Origin of the sequence: Variovorax sp. W1I1 (assembly GCF_030815625.1) — a bacterium.
In the GTDB taxonomy this organism is placed as follows: Bacteria; Pseudomonadota; Gammaproteobacteria; order Burkholderiales; family Burkholderiaceae_C; genus Variovorax; species Variovorax paradoxus_C.
Map to the genome: position 1 here is coordinate 7,037,512 of NZ_JAUSWZ010000001.1, position 16,304 is coordinate 7,053,815.

The 16,304-nt window shown below is 67.2% G+C and carries 18 protein-coding genes; 13 read left to right on the forward strand and 5 right to left on the reverse strand.

Annotated features, from left to right (window positions below):
• The first annotated feature begins 24 nt into the window (after window positions 1-24).
• Window positions 25-1,344, forward strand: coding sequence for a GDSL-type esterase/lipase family protein (locus QFZ83_RS32600; RefSeq protein WP_307512560.1), 1,320 nt, complete (start codon window positions 25-27; stop codon window positions 1,342-1,344).
• 120 nt (window positions 1,345-1,464) lie between these two features.
• A complete protein-coding gene (locus tag QFZ83_RS32605) occupies window positions 1,465-1,839 on the forward strand; it encodes a YXWGXW repeat-containing protein (RefSeq protein WP_013543810.1) in 375 nt (124 codons plus the stop codon).
• A gap of 125 nt (window positions 1,840-1,964) precedes the next feature.
• Here the strand turns inward: QFZ83_RS32605 and purU are convergent, their stop codons facing one another.
• Entirely contained in the window at window positions 1,965-2,840 is an 876-nt protein-coding gene (purU, locus tag QFZ83_RS32610; protein WP_307512562.1) for a formyltetrahydrofolate deformylase, read from the reverse strand.
• A 70-nt stretch (window positions 2,841-2,910) separates the two neighbouring features.
• Here purU and QFZ83_RS32615 point away from each other — a divergent pair, with 70 nt between their 5' ends.
• Window positions 2,911-4,245, forward strand: a complete 1,335-nt coding sequence (locus tag QFZ83_RS32615) for an aminotransferase class III-fold pyridoxal phosphate-dependent enzyme (RefSeq protein ID WP_013543806.1) — start codon at window positions 2,911-2,913, stop codon at window positions 4,243-4,245.
• A gap of 55 nt (window positions 4,246-4,300) precedes the next feature.
• Here the strand turns inward: QFZ83_RS32615 and QFZ83_RS32620 are convergent, their stop codons facing one another.
• On the reverse strand, window positions 4,301-5,158 hold the full coding sequence (locus QFZ83_RS32620) for a ChaN family lipoprotein (RefSeq protein WP_307512564.1): 858 nt from the start codon (window positions 5,156-5,158) through the stop codon (window positions 4,301-4,303).
• 79 nt (window positions 5,159-5,237) lie between these two features.
• On the opposite strand from QFZ83_RS32620, the gene QFZ83_RS32625 reads away from it, so the two are divergent.
• Complete coding sequence (locus QFZ83_RS32625) at window positions 5,238-6,314, forward strand: AbrB family transcriptional regulator (protein WP_307512565.1); 1,077 nt, start codon at window positions 5,238-5,240, stop codon at window positions 6,312-6,314.
• A gap of 48 nt (window positions 6,315-6,362) precedes the next feature.
• On the opposite strand, the gene QFZ83_RS32630 is transcribed toward QFZ83_RS32625, so the two are convergent.
• Window positions 6,363-6,641, reverse strand: a complete 279-nt coding sequence (locus QFZ83_RS32630) for a DUF3567 domain-containing protein (RefSeq protein ID WP_041944045.1) — start codon at window positions 6,639-6,641, stop codon at window positions 6,363-6,365.
• 110 nt (window positions 6,642-6,751) lie between these two features.
• Window positions 6,752-7,954: a DUF3108 domain-containing protein gene (locus tag QFZ83_RS32635; RefSeq protein WP_307512566.1), complete on the reverse strand. Its 1,203-nt coding sequence runs from the start codon at window positions 7,952-7,954 to the stop codon at window positions 6,752-6,754.
• Window positions 7,955-8,088: 134 nt separating this feature from the next.
• Between QFZ83_RS32635 and QFZ83_RS32640 the strand changes: the two genes are divergently transcribed.
• The 6 genes from QFZ83_RS32640 to QFZ83_RS32665 all read left to right on the forward strand — a co-directional run bounded on the left by QFZ83_RS32640 (window position 8,089) and on the right by QFZ83_RS32665 (window position 12,417).
• Window positions 8,089-9,159 carry a fumarylacetoacetate hydrolase family protein gene (locus QFZ83_RS32640; protein WP_307512568.1) on the forward strand — a complete coding sequence of 357 codons (1,071 nt, stop codon included), beginning with the start codon at window positions 8,089-8,091 and terminating at the stop codon, window positions 9,157-9,159.
• Between the two features lie 6 nt (window positions 9,160-9,165).
• The gene (locus QFZ83_RS32645; protein ID WP_307512570.1) at window positions 9,166-9,360 is read left to right on the forward strand and encodes a hypothetical protein; all 195 of its coding nucleotides are present in this window, start codon (window positions 9,166-9,168) and stop codon (window positions 9,358-9,360) included.
• A 50-nt stretch (window positions 9,361-9,410) separates the two neighbouring features.
• Window positions 9,411-10,022, forward strand: coding sequence for a DUF6088 family protein (locus tag QFZ83_RS32650; protein WP_307512572.1), 612 nt, complete (start codon window positions 9,411-9,413; stop codon window positions 10,020-10,022).
• A 5-nt stretch (window positions 10,023-10,027) separates the two neighbouring features.
• Complete coding sequence (locus QFZ83_RS32655) at window positions 10,028-11,083, forward strand: nucleotidyl transferase AbiEii/AbiGii toxin family protein (RefSeq protein WP_307512574.1); 1,056 nt, start codon at window positions 10,028-10,030, stop codon at window positions 11,081-11,083.
• Window positions 11,084-11,117: 34 nt separating this feature from the next.
• Window positions 11,118-11,471 (forward strand): type I restriction-modification enzyme R subunit C-terminal domain-containing protein, encoded by a 354-nt coding sequence (locus tag QFZ83_RS32660; RefSeq protein ID WP_373457521.1) that lies wholly within the window; start codon window positions 11,118-11,120, stop codon window positions 11,469-11,471.
• Window positions 11,472-11,715: 244 nt separating this feature from the next.
• Window positions 11,716-12,417 carry a M48 family metalloprotease gene (locus QFZ83_RS32665; protein ID WP_307512577.1) on the forward strand — a complete coding sequence of 234 codons (702 nt, stop codon included), beginning with the start codon at window positions 11,716-11,718 and terminating at the stop codon, window positions 12,415-12,417.
• A 22-nt stretch (window positions 12,418-12,439) separates the two neighbouring features.
• Here the strand turns inward: QFZ83_RS32665 and QFZ83_RS32670 are convergent, their stop codons facing one another.
• Complete coding sequence (locus tag QFZ83_RS32670) at window positions 12,440-13,222, reverse strand: helix-turn-helix transcriptional regulator (RefSeq protein ID WP_307512579.1); 783 nt, start codon at window positions 13,220-13,222, stop codon at window positions 12,440-12,442.
• A gap of 81 nt (window positions 13,223-13,303) precedes the next feature.
• Here QFZ83_RS32670 and QFZ83_RS32675 point away from each other — a divergent pair, with 81 nt between their 5' ends.
• Genes QFZ83_RS32675 through QFZ83_RS32685 form a run of 3 tightly spaced genes read left to right on the forward strand, consistent with a single transcriptional unit; the run spans window position 13,304 to window position 16,278 of the window.
• A complete protein-coding gene (locus QFZ83_RS32675; protein ID WP_307512581.1) occupies window positions 13,304-15,070 on the forward strand; it encodes an FAD-dependent monooxygenase in 1,767 nt (588 codons plus the stop codon).
• Entirely contained in the window at window positions 15,067-15,282 is a 216-nt protein-coding gene (locus tag QFZ83_RS32680) for a hypothetical protein (RefSeq protein ID WP_307512582.1), read from the forward strand. The genes QFZ83_RS32675 and QFZ83_RS32680 overlap by 4 nt, the downstream gene beginning before the upstream one ends.
• 21 nt (window positions 15,283-15,303) lie before the next feature.
• A complete protein-coding gene (locus QFZ83_RS32685) occupies window positions 15,304-16,278 on the forward strand; it encodes a tripartite tricarboxylate transporter substrate binding protein (protein WP_307512584.1) in 975 nt (324 codons plus the stop codon).
• The last annotated feature ends 26 nt before the right edge of the window (window positions 16,279-16,304 follow it).

The following is a 16,304-nucleotide window of genomic DNA, read 5'->3' on the forward strand; positions in this document are numbered from 1 at the left end:
CGTAAACTGAGCCGCTTTGCACGCATGAACCTCGTCTCCCGCGGCCTTTATCGCCTTCGCGAAGTGGCACTGGCGCATTGGGTCGCCGCGCTGTGTCTCGCCGTGTTGGCGGTCGGCGTGCAGGCCGTGCAGCCCGACCACCGTCCGAAGCAACCCGCCGACGCGCATTGGGTCGGCAGCTGGGCCGTGGCGCCGCTGGACTTTCGCGAGCTGGCCGCGAACCCGGCCGTGGCGCACAAGCCCGCGCCCGGCGGCGATCAATTCCGCGGGCAGACGCTGCGCCAGCAACTGGCGCCCACGCTCGGCGGCGATCGCATCCGCATTCGTTTTTCCAACCGCTTCGGCAAGGCGCCGCTGCGCATCGCGGCCGCGAGCGTGGCGCGCAGCACGGGCGCCGATGCGATTTCTCCGTCGACGTTGCGGGTGCTGCGTTTCGGCGGTCGCACGAGCCTCACCCTCGCGCCCGGCGCGGAGGCATGGAGCGATGGCGTTGACCTGAAGATCGAGGCCGGTCAGACGATGGCGGTCAGCGCCTTCTTCGATCGTGCGACGCCCTACGGCACGGTGCACCTGCTCTCCGTCGATACGAGCTGGGTCGCGCCGGGCAATGCGGTGGCGGCGGCGAAATTGCAGGGTGCGACGACGCTGCCGCTGAACCACATCGTGACGGGCCTGGACGTACTCACCACGAAGTCGGTGCGCACCGTGCTTGCATTCGGCGACTCGATCACCGCGGGTGGCGGCGAGTCCGGCGATGGCGCGTACCCCGACATGCTGGCCACGCGGCTGCGCAACAGCCCGCAGGCGGCGCACGAGGTGTCGGTGCTCAATGCCGGCATCGGCGGCAATCGCCTGCTGGTCGATGGCATCGGGCCCCACGGGCTCTCTCGCTTTGCACGCGATGCGTTGGGGCAGAGCGGCGTGACGCACGCGATCGTGCTGCTGGGCACCAACGACATCGGCCGCAGCGTGTTCCTGGGCGCCCCCGGGAACCCGGACACGGTGCACGACCTGCCGACCGCCGATCGCATCACCGATGGGCTGCAGCAACTGGTGAAGCAGGCGCGCGCCAAGGGCGTGAAGATCCTGCTGGGCACGGTGCCGCCGTTCCGGAACACGCCGTACTGGAACGAAAACAACGAGGCGATGCGCACCGCGGTCAACCGCTGGATCCGCAGCCGCACCGACGTGGATGGCGTGATCGATTTCGATGCCGCACTGCGCGACCCCGCGGACCCGCAGGCGTTGAATCCGCAGTTCGACAACGGCGACCACCTGCACCCCAACAAGGCCGGCCATGCGGCGATGGCCGCGGCCATCGACCTGAAGGAATTGCAGGAGTGAGCGCTCGCAAGAGCCAAAAGTAACGAAACAGGTCTACACAAGATTTCGTGCGCCGCTTACAGGCGGTTCACACGGCCCCGGCAGCATGAAGGCTCACCAACAACTCATGAGGGGTACCCCATGAAAAAACTCGCAATCTCCTTCGCTGTCGGCGCTGCCTCGTTGCTCTCGATGGGCGCTGCAATGACCATTCCCACGACCGCGCAAGCGCAGCCCGTGGTCATCCAGGTCGCACCGCCGCCGCCGCGCGCCGAACGCGTGCCGCCGCCGCGCCGTGGTTATGTGTGGGCGCCGGGGCACTACGAATGGAAGCGTGGGCACCACGTGTGGGTCCGTGGCACCTATGTGCGTGCCCGTCCGGGCTACGCGTACCGCGCGCCGGAATGGCGTGAGAACAATGGCCGTTGGGAATACAACCGCGGTCGCTGGGACCGTGACGGCGATGGCGTGCCGAACCGCTACGACAACCGTCCGAACAATCCGAACCGCAACTGACCTTCAGGAGCGCCGCGCACTTCGCGCCGCGGCGCGTTCACATCCCCGAAAGGGCAAATACCCGCGGGCCGGCCGAGCCGGTTCCGCGGGCATTTCTTTTGGGAAGTGCCGTTGCCAGGCGATGTTCAGCGGAACACGACCGTCCGGTGCCCGTTCAGCAGCACGCGGTGCTCGCTGTGCCATTTCACTGCGCGGGCCAGCACCTGGCTCTCGGTGTCGCGGCCGCGGGCCGTGAGGTCTTCGACGGTGTCGGTGTGGTCGGCGCGGGCCACGTCCTGCTCGATGATCGGGCCTTCGTCGAGGTCGGCCGTCACGTAGTGGGCGGTGGCGCCGATCAGCTTCACGCCGCGGTCGTGCGCCTGGTAGTAGGGCTTGGCACCCTTGAAGCTCGGCAGGAACGAGTGATGGATGTTGATCGCGCGGCCCGCCAGGCTCTTGCACAGGTCGTTGCTGAGCACCTGCATGTAGCGTGCGAGCACCACGAGTTCGGCGCCTTCGGCTTCGATGATCTCCAGCTGCTTCGCCTCGGCTTGCGGTTTGCTCGCGGCCGTCACCGGGATGTGATGGAACGGCACGTTGTAGCTCGCGGCCAGTTGGTAGAAGTCGCGGTGGTTCGAGATGATCGCGCGCACGTCGATGGACAAGAGGCCGCTCTTCCAGCGGAACAGCAGGTCGTTGAGGCAGTGGCCTTCCTTGCTCACCAGGATCACCGTCTTCATCGGCTCGGCGGCGGCATGCAGCTGCAGGTTCATGCCGAAGCCGGCGGCGAAGGTCTTGAGTTCCTCGCGCAATGCGGCTTCGCTGTGGGCGCTGCAGGCGAAGCGCACGCGCATGAAGAACAGGCCCGTGCCGTGGTCGTTGTACTGGGCGGCCTCTTCGATGTTGGCGCCCCGCTCGAGCAGGAAGCCCGAGACGGCATGCACGATGCCCGTGCGGTCGGGGCACGAGAGATTGAGGATGTAGGCGGGCGTGGCGGACACGGGGGGCGTTGGGGTCGTCATGAGGGGCGCAATTGTCGCAGGGGTGCCAGAATCGCGATTTTCCCTCGACAGATAACCGCAGGAGCGAGACATGGCCTACCAGGACTTCAACATGGGCAACCAGTGGCTGCCCTTCACCCCCAACCGCCATTTCCAGAAAGACCCGCGCGTCTTCGTGGCGGCCGACGGCATGGAATTCACCACGCACGACGGCAAGAAGGTGATCGATGGCGTCTCCTCCCTCTGGTGCGTGGGCGCGGGCCACAACCGCAAGCCCATCAACGAGGCCATCAAGACGCAGCTCGACACCCTCGACTACGCCACCGCCTTCCAGGTCAGCAACGACAAGGCCTTCCGCGCGGCCGAGATGATTGCCGCGCTCGCCCCGGGCGATCTCAACAAGGTGCTGTTCTGCAACTCAGGTTCCGAAGCCGCCGACACCTCGATGAAGGTCGCGCTGGCCTACCACCGCGCGCGCGGCGAGGGCCACCGCAACGTGTTCATCGGCCGCGAGAAGGGCTACCACGGCGTGGGCTTCGGCGGCATGTCGGTGGGCGGCATTCCGGGCAACCGCAAGGTGTTCGGCTCGGCCTTCCTGCCGCGCGTGGACCACATGCGTTTCATCCACGATCCGGTGAACCACGCCTACATCCACAACGAGGAGCCGGTGTGGGCCGAAGACCCGCTGGTCGAGCTCGAAACCCGCATCCTTCCGCTGCACGACCCGAGCAACATCGCCGCGATCATCGTGGAGCCGGTGGCGGGGTCAGCCGGGTGGTACCTACCGCCCAAGGGCTACCTCAAGCGCCTGCGCGAGATCTGCGACAAGCACGGCATCCTCCTGATCTTCGACGAGGTCATCACCGGCTTCGGCCGCATGGGCACCAACTTCGCGTCGGACTATTTCGGCGTCGTGCCCGACATGCTGAACTTCGCCAAGTGCGTGACCAACGGCGTGATTCCACTCGGCGGCGTGATCTGCCGCGACAAGCTCTACGACGCGATGATGTCGACCGACGCGCCCGAACACGTGGTCGAGTTCTTCCACGGCTACACCTACTCGGGCCACCCGGTGGCCTGCGCCGCGGCCATCGCCACGCTCGATCTCTTCAAGGAAGAAAACCTCTTCGCCCGCGCCGGCGAGATGGGCAAGGTGCTGGGCGACGCGTTCCACAGCGCCTTCAAGGGCCTGCCCAACGTGATCAGCATCCGCAGCCTCGGCCTCGCCGCGGCGGTGGAACTCGCGCCCATCGCGGGCAAGCCGGGCAAGCGCGCGTTCGACATCTTCCTGGACTGCTTCCACAAGGGCGCGCTGGTGCGGCCCGCGGGCGACGTGCTGGTGATGGCGCCGCCGTACATCGTGGAGAAGTCGCACATCGACACGCTGGTGAACACGCTGGCGGATTCGATCAAGAAGCACGCCTGAGCGGTCTCTTTGCAGCCTTTCCGCGGTTCATCACGAACTGCGGAAAGGCGACCGGTCAGGACGCAGCGTTCGCCTTGTTGGCCGGGCGGCGCAACTCGGCGCAGTAATCCTTCTCGAGCAGCGGCGGCGTCAGCCAGGTCTTGTCGTAGTCGCCCGCTACGACGTTGTTCGTCGCCGAGGCCAGCAGCCGCACCGAGGTCACCTTGACGTCGTCCGGCAGGTGTTGCGGCACGCCGAGCGTGCGCACCGTGTGGCCGGCGCCGGCGATCAGCAGCACGGTCTTGCCCGGCTGCCTGGACTTCACGATCGTCTGGGCCATCGCGCGGTCGCGGCCCACCTGGATGCGCGTCATCGGGATGATCTGCGACTCGGGCAGCAGCTTGCAGTGGCCTTCGCGCACGGCGTCCTGCTGCGCGGTGTAGGCCTCGCCGTTGAGCTGCACGTCGAGCGACACATCGGCCATCGCGTCCTTCATGCGCGCACGCGGCAGGTTGGCGCCGACCACCGGCACGCCGGCGCGCACGGCCGCCATCACGACCGGGCCGTAGTTGGCCCAGGGCCAGGCCTTGTCGCTCCAGCCGAGGGCGGTCTGCACCTGGGCTTCGCTTGCGCTGGGCGCGAGCTGCGCGGTGCTGCGGCCTTCCTCGGCCATTTCGAGCGCGAGCGCGGCGAGTTGATTGCGCGCGGCCAGCGCCTCGATGGTTTCGCGCTCGATCGCGTGGTGCTCGGGCGCATCGTGTTGCTCGCCGAGCAGCAGGGCATCGACCGGCAGCAACGCAGAGACGCGCTTCGCGACGGGCGCATCGGGACCGAGCGGAAAGAGGCGGGATGGGGAGCACGCCGCGAGGGCGGCTGCGGCCAGGAGCGGGATCAGGAAACGTGGAGCCCGCGCGGGCCAGCGTTGAAAAAGCATCGGGCCATACTATCTGCGCGGTGCATGCGTGCCGTGCCATCCAATTGCGCTTTTGCCTGTCTCCTTTCCCCTGTTCCCCGTGCCTTTTCGCTTTCTCGTTCGCGTGCTGGTCACGCTGCTGCTCGCACTGGCCGCGGCGGGCGCTTGCCTCGCATTGCACACGCCGCTGCCCTGGATGATCGGCCCGCTGCTCGCGGTGTCGCTCGCCTCGATCGCGGGTGCGCCGACCGCCAGTTCCACGCCGCTGCGGAACGCCGGGCAGTGGACCATCGGCACCGCGCTCGGCCTCTACTTCACGCCGCATGTGGTGTCGCTGGTGGCCGGCATCTGGTGGGCGATTGCGCTGGCCATCGCGTGGGCGCTGCTGCTCGGCTGGGGCTTCGGGCGCTGGCTGTACGGACTGCATGCGTCGCGGATGCCGCATGTGCCGAAGCGCGCCATGAGAGCCACTGCTTACTTTGCCGGCGCCATCGGCGGCGCTTCGGAGATGACGCTCCTGGCCGAATCGGCCGGCGCCCGCACCGACCTCGTGGCGGCGGCGCACAGCCTGCGGCTGGTGGTGGTGACGGTCACGATCCCGTTCGCGATGCAGTGGAGCGGGCTGCAGGGCCTGGAGATCAACCCGCCGGGTGTGCGCGAGGTGAATGCGGGCGGGCTGGCGCTGCTCGCACTGGCCACCGGAATCGGCGGTCTTGTGATGCGGGCGCTTGGGCGCACCAATCCGTGGTTCATCGGGCCGCTGCTGGTGGCGATGGGGTTCACGATCGCCGGGCAGTCGCTGTCGGCGGTGCCGACGTGGATGTCGAACGCGGCGCAGCTGGTGATCGCGGTGAGCCTGGGCGTGCGCTTTAGCCGGGAGTTCCTGCACACGGCGCCGCGCTGGCTGGGCTCGGTGGCACTGGGCACTTTCGCGATGCTGGTCTTGTGCGGCGGGGTGGCGTGGTTGCTGGCGCGGGCGACCGGGCTGCATCCGGCCACGATGCTCTTGAGCACTTCGCCGGGCGGCATTGCCGAGATGGCGATCACGGCCAAGGTGCTGCAGCTCGGGGTGCCGGTGGTGACGGCCTTCCAGGTGTGTCGGCTGGTGGCGGTGCTGCTGCTGGTCGGGCCGATGTTCCGATGGATCTACCTGCGCAGCAAAACCGCGCGCCCATGAAAAAAGCGCCCGGCGGGGGCGCTTTCCTTGCTGTGGGTAGCCGGGCGTTCAGTGCACCAGCACAGGGGTGTGGGCCAGTTCGGCGTAGCCCTCGAGGGTGTCCTCGACCTCTTCCTGCGTGGGGGTGTTGAGCTGCCAGGCGGCGATCTGCTGCTGGAACAGTTCGGCCCAGGAACCGTCGAGGTAGACCTCCTTGCCCGAGCGCTTGTCCACGATTTCGAAACCGTGGCGCTCCAGCACCGGCACATTCGGCTTTGCCGGCTCGTCGCCTTCGTTCGGCTGCACGTGCACGACGACGAAGGATTCCGAGTCGTAAAGCATGTTCATGGCGGGACCAGTGAGGATGTCGATGGCGTTCATGGTGTTTACATAGCAATCAACGCGCCAGTTTCAAGAAGCGTTGTCGCCGAACGTTTTGGCATGTGAATCTTTTTGCCTCAATTGGCGGGCGCCTCGGGTAGGGGTTTGCGCAATTGGGCGTCAGCGAAATCGCCGTTTGCCTCGGTTTGCTTGATGCGAACCGGCAGGTAGCCGTACCTCGGCGCCAGCCAGAGTTCCAGTTTCCGGTCGAATTCCTTGCGAGGCGTGCGGGTGAGCTTGCGCGCGGTGTATTCGCCGGCCGGAAGCTGCAGCTTTTCCTCGTCGCCGACCACGAAAACCCAGATATCGCCGTCTCGCACGCCCACGGTCTGGACCGAGATCCGGGTGCCTGCCGGGTAGCGCTCCGGGCTGGCCGCCAGCAGGCCGCCCAACTGCATCATCACGCTCATGCGGTCCTGCGCGCCGGGCTGCAGTGGCACGGGCGGGGCGTTGTTGCTGAAGATGATCTGCCCCTGGTCGCGCACGAAATGCGAGGCCACCTCGGCCTTGCGGCTTTCCGAATAGCGCTCGGGTTCGAGGCCCGAGGGGCCGATCTTGCCGGTGCTGTGCCAGTTCAACAGCGTGAAGAACACCGCCTTGAGCGTGAGCCGCCCGTCGTAGCGGCTGCCGTCCTGCAGCCAGACCAGTTCGCCGAACACGCCGCGCTGCGGGGAGGCGCCGGTCTGGCCCGTGGCTTCGAAATCGAGGGTGACGGAGCCGGGAATCCGCAGCGCCTGGGTGCCGGCGATGGTGCCGGCGGCTTCGCTGCCGCCTGCCGTTGTGCCGCCCGGCGTGCCGCTTCCGGTGCCGGCAGCCGCGGCAGGTGCGGGTTCGGGGGCTGCCGGTGCACTGGCGGGCGACTCGGGCGAAGTTGCTTCTGAATCGGTAGCAGCCTGCGCCGTCAGGTCGGGCGTTTCCGGGGTAGGTTGTGTCGACGCGTCCGGTTCGGGAAACGGCTTCGGTTGCGGCTTGGGCGGCGTCGGCGCGCGCGGTCGCCGGGGCTTGGCCGGCGCCGCCGGCTTGGCCTCGACGGGCGCCGCCGCAGCGGTCGGTGCCGCGGGCTTGTCCGCCGCGGGTGGCGCGATCACGATGGTCCGGGTGATGAATTTGTTCGCGAGCGGCGAAGGCTCCGGCCCGACCGCCATCGGCGCGACCCCGAGCACCAGCAGGTGCACCAGCGCGACCACGAGCGTCAGCCCGATCAGCACCCGCCAGGACGGACGCCCAGGCAGGCCTGTAGGCAGCAAAGACCGCGAAGGGGGAGCGACGAGCGTCGACATCAGGTGTGGAGTGGGCGCGGGGCGCGGAGGTTCAGGAAGACCACCTCGGTAAACTGCCGCCCGTTCAACCAGTTTAGTGGGAGCGGCGCCCGGCCCCTCGGGTCCACACCGCCTCCTTCATCACGCACCGCATCATGAAACTCGCCACCCTGAAGGACGGCTCGCGCGACGGCCAGCTCGTCGTTGTCTCGCGCGACCTCACGCTCGCCCACTACGCCACCGGCATCGCGAGCCGGCTGCAGCAGGTGCTGGACGACTGGGGCTTCATGAGCCCGCAGCTGCAGGACCTGTACGACGCCGTCAACACCGGCCGCGCGCGCCACACCTTTCCGTTCGATCCCGCGATGTGCATGGCGCCGCTGCCGCGCGCCTACCAGTGGGCTGACGGCTCGGCCTACATCAACCACGTCGAACTGGTGCGCAAGGCCCGCGGCGCCGAGGTGCCCGAGAGCTTCTACACCGACCCGCTGATGTACCAGGGCGGCAGCGACGACTTCCTCGGCCCGGTTGACGACGTGGTCGTGCCCAGCGAGGCCATGGGCATCGACTTCGAGGCCGAGATCGCCGTCATCACCGGCGACGTGAAGATGGGCGCCACGCCCGACCAGGCGCTCGACGGCATCCGCCTCGTGATGCTGGCCAACGACGTGAGCCTGCGCAACCTGATCCCGGCCGAGCTGGCCAAGGGCTTCGGCTTCTTCCAGAGCAAGCCCGCCACCGCCTTCAGCCCCGTGGCCGTGACGCTCGACGAGATCGGCGAAGCCTGGCAGGACGGCCGCGTGCACCTGACGCTCCAAAGCAGCTGGAACGGCCGCAAGGTCGGCATGTGCGACGCCGGCCCGGAGATGACCTTTCACTTCGGCCAGCTCATCGCCCACATCGCCAAGACCCGCAACGTGCGCGCCGGCAGCATCGTCGGCAGCGGCACGGTGAGCAACAAGGGCGTCGAGAAGAAAGACGGCCAGATGGATTGGCCCAAGGGCTACTCGTGCATCGCCGAGAAGCGCTGCATCGAGACGATCCAGATCGGCGCGCCGGTTACCGAATTCATGAAGTTCGGCGACACGATCCGCATCGAGATGAAGGGGCTGGACGGGCGCTCGCTGTTCGGTGCGATCGATCAGGAGATCGTGTCGGTGAATGGACGGCCGAAGGAGGCGCCGGTGTCGTTGGTCAACCCGCAAGCTGAAGTTTCGGAAGACTGACAAACCATGCTGACCGGTGGCTGTGCCAAGCGCGAAAGCCTGGAGTGGGCCATCCGTTATTGCGCCGACATGAGTTTCGAGCAGGTCAAGGCCGCTTCACATGACGCGGCCTACGACCGCACCCAGCCCAACAAGCCGATTCCTGTGGCTTATCTGTTCGACATGCTGTCGGCGGGAGCGCGAAAGACAAGGACTCCGTGAGTCATGCAGCTTGTTTTTGCCACGAATAACTGCTATTTTTCGTGGCAAAAATGGGCAAACACACAGAATCCGTCGACTCCCGCGTGCTGGCACGCGTGCAATCGCACGCGTCGGGCTGGGTGTTCACGCCGGCGGATTTCGTCGACCTGGGCAGCCGAACCGCAGTGGCCACCGCGCTCAAGCGTCACAAGGCCGATGGCGTGATCCGGCTGCTGGGCCGGGGGCTTTACGACGTGCCGCGCCAGCACCCGGTGCTCGGCCTGCTATGGCCGCCCATTGAAGCGGTCGAGAAAGCGCTGGAGCGCAAGGACGGCCTCCGGCTGCAGCCTTCCGGCGCGTACGCGGCCAATCTGCTCGGTCTGTCGGAGCAGGTGCCGGCCAAGGTGGTGTTTCTCACCGATGGCGCCACGCGCACGGTCAAGGTCGGGCCGACCCAGGTCACGCTGAAGCGCACCACGCCCCGCAACATGGCGGCGGCCGGGCGGTTGAGCGGCTTGCTGATCCAGGCCTTTCGCAGTCTGGGTGCGGCGCACATCACGCCGGAGCGCATCGAGCGCCTGCGCAAAAATCTGCCGGCCGCGGAGCGGGCTGGTCTGTTGACGGATCTTGCGCTGGCGCCCGAATGGATGCATTCCCACTTCCTCGAACTCGCGAAGCCCTGACCGCCATGCCCACGCGTCACCTCGCCCCAGCGTTTGCAAATCTCTCAACGGAAGATCGAGCACTGGCCATCGGCGACGCCGCGGTGCGCACGGGCGTGTCGGCAGTCATTCTCGAAAAAGACTTCTGGGTCAGCTGGCTGCTGGGAGTGCTCTACGCATTGCCCGAGGTGGCTCCGCACCTGGTATTCAAGGGCGGTACGTCGCTCTCGAAGGTCTACGGCGTGATCGATCGCTTTTCGGAGGACATCGATCTGTGTCTGGTGCCTGATTTCGTCGGCGCCGATGCGAACGCCTTCGATGCATTGGGCAGTCGCACACGCCGTGATGCCGCGGTGCTGGAAATGCAGCAACTTTGCGGTGCCAAGGCACAAGAGGTTGTGCAGCCGGCGCTGGAAGCCCGCATTCGCGAGGCGCTGGGCACGCCGCAGGATTTCGATGCATGGCTGCGCTATGAAGTGGATGCGGCGGCGCGTTCACCCATCATTTACTTTCGCTATCCGACGCAGGAGCGCGCCGGCTTCGCCTATATCCAGCGCGAGGTCAAACTCGAACTCGGCACGCTGACCGACCAGCAGCCGACCGGGCGTTATCCGATCCGCCCGTTGGTTGCCGACGCTTTTCCAGCGCTCTTCAACGATTGGCAATGCGAGGTCACCACGCTCGTGCTGGAGCGCACCTTCTGGGAGAAGGCGACGATCCTGCACTCGGAGTTCCACCGTCCGCCGGACCAGCCGATGCCGGATCGCTACGCGCGCCACTACTCGGACATGGCGCGCCTGCTCGAGCGTGAAGACGCAGCGGCCAACCTGGCCGATGCGGCGCTGTGCGCGCATGTGGTCGATTGGAAGGGACGCGTGTTTCCTCGCGCCTGGGCCCGTTATGACCTGGCGCGGCCTGGCAGTTTCCGCCTGGTGCCGATCGAATCGCGGCGGGCTGCGCTGGCGCAGGACTACGCGGCAATGCAGCAGATGTTCATCAGCACGCCCCCGGCTTTCGATCAGGTACTCGAGCGCCTGGCCATGGCCGAGACACAGCTCAACGCGGGCAAGGAAGCGCCATGACGACAAGTTCCAACTTCGGCTTTCTTCAAGCAGAGTGGCCCGAGCTTCCCTCGATCTGCACAAAACCTTGCCGGCTTTCGTGCGCTCGCTCGTTGGGCTGGATCGCGAGGCCGCAACGCAGGCCTTCGCGGGCTTGATCGCGGGCTCGACGATGACTGCCAGCCAATTGCAGTTCATCGAAGAAATCGTGCAGCATCTGACGGAGCACGGAGCACGGAGCACGGAGCACGGAGCACGGAGCACGGAGCACGGAGCCATGCCTCAGGAGCGGCTGTATGCCTCGCCCTTCACGGACATTCACGCACAGGGGCCCGAGGGGGTGTTCACGCCGAATGTTGTCGAGCAGCTCTTTGTGGCGCTAGATGGGTTGGAGTTGAAAACGGGCTAAAGGTCTCATTCGATCGGCCTCGGGCACAGCAGCCGCGCTGCATAGGTGCTTCGCTGTCCTATGATCTCGCCGCCGCATCGCGTCACAAACAATGACTGCTCACGGCGTTGCCGGGACGACGGTGCCGGAGAGCACTGTCGCTCGATTCCATAGAAATTATTCGGGGGAAGATTCCATGCATTGCTTTCATCGGACCGCGCTCGCGGTCATCGCCGTCACGGCCGCCCTTGCCGGTTGCGAAACCATGAAGAGCGTCGATACCGGCGCGCTCACCCAGGCGGGCGGTTCGGCCTTCAAGGCCATGTCGCTGAGCGACGCCGAGGTCAGCACGATGTCCGACCAGTCCTGCGCCGCCATGGACCAGAAGAACCAGATCGCGCCCGCCGGCAGCCGCTACGCCACGCGCCTGACCCAGGTCATCAAGCAGATGCCCACCACCGTCAACGGCAAGACGGCCAACTACAAGGTCTACATGACCAAGGACGTGAATGCCTGGGCCATGGCCAACGGCTGCATCCGCGTCTACAGCGGCCTGATGGACCTGATGAACGACGATGAACTGCGTGGCGTGATCGGCCATGAAATCGGCCACGTGGCGCTGGGCCACTCGAAGTCGCGCATGCAGACCGCCTACGCCGCCTCGGCCGTGCGTGGACTGGCCGGCGCTGCCGGTGGGGTCGCGGCCCAACTGTCGCAGTCGCAGGCCGGCGATCTGGGCGAGAAGTTCGTCAATGCGCAGTTCTCACAAGCCAACGAAAGCGCGGCCGACAACTATTCGTTCGACCTGCTGACCGAGCGCAAGCTCGAGCGCAAGGGCCTGGTCACCGCCTTCGACAAGCTGGCCAAGCTCAGCGGCGGCGCCACCGGCAGCTCGATCATGAGCTCGCATCCGCCGTCGGCAGATCGCTCGGCGCGCATGCAGAAGCGCCTGGACGCCGCCAAGTAAGCAGAGAGACTGAGAGCGCGCGCTACGCGTCTGCCGTGGCGCGCAGCAGCAGCTCCTTCTGCGAACGGATGCCCAGCCGCCGGAACGCCCGGTACTGATGGGTGCGCACGGTGGTCAGCTCGACGCCAAGCTCGCGCGCCGCTTCCTTCGCGGTCTTGCCCGCCATCAGGTGCCCGATGACTTCGCGCTCGCGCAGGCTCAAGGTCAAGAGGCGCGAGGCGAGGGCAGGCACCACGGACTCCCGGACCGCCATCGCGCTGCGGCCATGCGCCGCGGTGGCGTCGGCCAGCAGCGTCGCATGCGCCTCGATCCGCGCGAAGTCGCCCGCATCGAACTCCGGCTGCGCGAGGCTGCGGTAGAAGCTCACCGCCACGCGCTGGCCAGTCGGCAGCAGCAACAGCACCGAAGCCCGTTCGCGGATGCCGACATCGCCATAGCAGGCGGCGCGATAGGCCGGGTCGGCCACCTCTTCGGCGCGCTGGTGGCCCAGCCAGAGCTGTGGGCGCTGAGGCAGTTTGCGGGCCGCGAGCCAGGCCATGTTGGGGTCGAGCAGGTCGAAGCGCTGCTCCACATAGCGTTCGGTGGTGCGCTCGGCCGTGCTGCCGTAGCTGCTGGCGGCCGACACCGCCTCGATGCGGCCCGTGCTGCTCACCGCGAACACGGTGCAGAAGGTGACCGGCATCACGCGCTGCATCGCCCGGAGATAGCTCGTGGCCAGATGCGGCGTGCCCACGCCGGAGAGCACGTCGCCGACGACGGCCGCGGCCAGCGCCGCGTCGGTGGGGTGGATGCGCCAGCGTCTCATGCGTTGGGGTGAATCGAGGGTAAATACTTCGTACGAAGTTATGACATCGGCGGTCGCGGTGCATCGGGACAATCCCGTTGCATGACGAACCCCACCGTTGTTGTTGCCGCCGATGCCGCGAGCGGCCCCGTGCCGCCGACCCTGCGCGCGACTGAATTGCCGCCGTCGGTCGGCGCCTTCGACTACACGCGCTACAAGGTCTGGACGCCGCCGTTGGAGCAGGGTGGCATCGAACCCGGCCGTCATCCGGTCGTGATCGCAGGCGGCGGGCCGGTCGGCATGGCGCTTGCGCTGGGGCTCGCGAACCACGGCGTGCGCTGCGTGATCCTCGAAGCCGACGACACGGTGTGCGTCGGCAGCCGCGCGGCCTGCATCTCGCGGCGCAGCCTGGAGATCATGGAGCGGCTCGGCGTGCGCCAGGCGTTCATGGCCAAGGGCCTGCCTTGGACCGGCGGGCGCAGCTATTACAAGACGGCCGAGGTGTTCCGCTTCGAGATGCCGCACGACGCCCAGCAGAAGCTGCCGCCGATGATCAACCTGGAGCAGTACTACGCCGAGCACTACCTGCTGGAGGAAATCTTCCGCCGCAACGAGGCGACGCCGGGGCTCATCGATGTCCGCTGGGGCACCGAACTCACGGGGCTCGCGCAGGACGCCGATGACGGCGTGACGCTCGACGTGCGCAACGCCGAGGGCACCTACCGGCTGCAGGGCCAATGGCTTGCCGCCTGCGACGGCGGCCAGAGCTTCGTGCGCAAGGCGCTCGGGCTCTCGCTCGAAGGCACGGGCTACGAAGGCCGCTACGTGATCATCGACATCGAGCTGCACAGCGACCACCCGACCGAACGCCGCGCATGGTTCGACCCGCCGTGGAACCCCGGCTCGACCGTGCTGATGCACCGCCAGCCCGACGACATCTGGCGCATCGACTACCAGTTGCGCGCCGGCCAGAGCACCGAAGAGGCGCTGCAGCCCGCGGCCGTGGCCGAGTTCGTGCAGCGCCATCTCGATGCGATCGGCGAAGGGCACCTGCCGTGGAAGACGGTGTGGACGTCCGTGTACCGCGCCGGCGCGATGACGCTGGAGAGCTATCGCCATGGCCGCGTGGTGTTCGCGGGCAATGCGGCGCATGCGATGCCGATCTTCGGCGTACGCGGGCTCAACTCGGGCTTCGACGATGCGGACAACCTGGCGTGGAAGCTGGCGCTGGTCGCGCGCGGCGTGTCGGATGCGGCGCTGCTGGATTCGTACTCGCAGGAGCGGATCGCGGCTTTCCACGTCAATGCCGAGAACGCGATGCGCAGCACGGAATTCATGTCGCCGCCGTCGCGCGGCTTCGACCTGCTGCGCGAGGCGGCGCTGTCGCTGTCGGAGGAACACCGGGGCATCGCGCAGCTGATCAATCCGCGGCAGACGCAGGCGGTGCGCTATGCGGAATCTCCGTTGTCGAGCGAGGGCGATGCGCTGCCCGCAGGTCCGCTGCCGGGCGAGGTGATGCCGGAACAGCAACTCGAAAACGGCCATCTCACCGACCTGATCGCGCCGGTCTTCACGCTGCTGGCGCTGCGGCCGAATGCCGGTGCCGCGCAACTGCCCGAGGACGATGTGAAGCAGGCGCAGCAAGGCACCTTGCCCTTTGCTGTTCGCACCATCGCCGCCCCGGGCATCCACGGTTTCGACGCGAATGCGAACCCCGCCGTCTTCGAAGCGCTCGGCGCGCGCGACGGCGCCGTCTACCTGCTGCGCCCCGACGGCCACGTTGCCGCGCGCTGGCACCGCATGCCGCGCGGCGCGTTGCAAACCGCACTCGCCCGCGCCGCCGTTTCACTGGAGCCAGTCGCCTCATGAGCAACACCGCACTTCTCCACCCCGACGCCCGCGATCGCCTCTACGCCGAGTGCGCGCGCGCCATCACCGAAGCGGGCGCCGAGCGCGAATCGCTGTTCCTCGCACGCCTCGCGCTGCTGCTGTTCGAGCAGGTCGGCGACGAGGCGCGCTGCCGTGCCGCGCTCGCCGATGCGCTGCGCGCGCTGCCCGTACCATCGCTTTCCGCAACCTAACTACAACCAGGAGACTGATCCATGGATCGCCGCACCCTACTCGCCACGCTCGCATCCGGCGCCGCCGTGGCCGCCTCGCCTTTTGCCCATGCGCAGGAGTACCCCGCGCAGCTCATCAAGTGGGTCGTGCCGTACCCGGCGGGCGGCGGCACCGACGTGATCGCGCGCGTGCTGGCCGAAGCCATGCGCCAGACGCTGGGCCAGCAGATCGTGGTGGACAACCGCCCCGGCGCCTCGACCAACATCGGCGCCGACATCGTCGCCAAGAGCAAGCCCGACGGCTACACGATCCTCTCGGCCGACAACGCCGTGCTGGCCTTCAACGAGCACCTGTTCAGCAAGCTGCCGTTCAGCCCCGAAAAGGACTTCACCTACATCGGCGCCATCGGCAAATTCCCGCTCGCGCTGGTGGTGCATCCGGACTTCCCGGCGAAGAACTTCAAGGAGTTCCTGGCCTACGTGAAGGCCAACCCCGGCAAGGTCAACTACGCCTCGCCCGGCAACGGCTCGCCGCACCACCTCGCAATGGAGATGTTCAAGGTGCGCACCGGCACCTTCATCACCCACATCCCCTACCGCGGCGCTGCGCCCGCGATGGCCGACGTGATGGGCGGGCAGGTGCCCTGCATGTTCCTGGACCTGGCCTCGGGCCTGCCGATCATGCAGAGCAACAAGGTGCGCGTGCTCGCCATCGGCTCGGGTGCACGCAGCAAGCCGCTGCCCAACGTGCCGACGCTGGCCGAAGTGGGCGTGCCCAACACCGAGGTGTTCGCGTTCCAGGGCATCCTCGGCCCGGCGGGCCTGTCGCCCGCGGTGGTGAGCAAGCTCAACGGCGACCTGAACAAGGCCTTCAGCACGTCCGCCGTGCAGAAGCGCTTCGACGATTTCGGGATGGAAGCGATGCCCGGCACGCCGGCACAGTTCGCGGCGCTGTCGCGTGCGGAGTCGAAGCGCTGGGGGCCGATCATCAAGCAGGCCGGCATCAAGCTGGACTGACGCCAGCGCCAGCTGTGAGGCTTCGC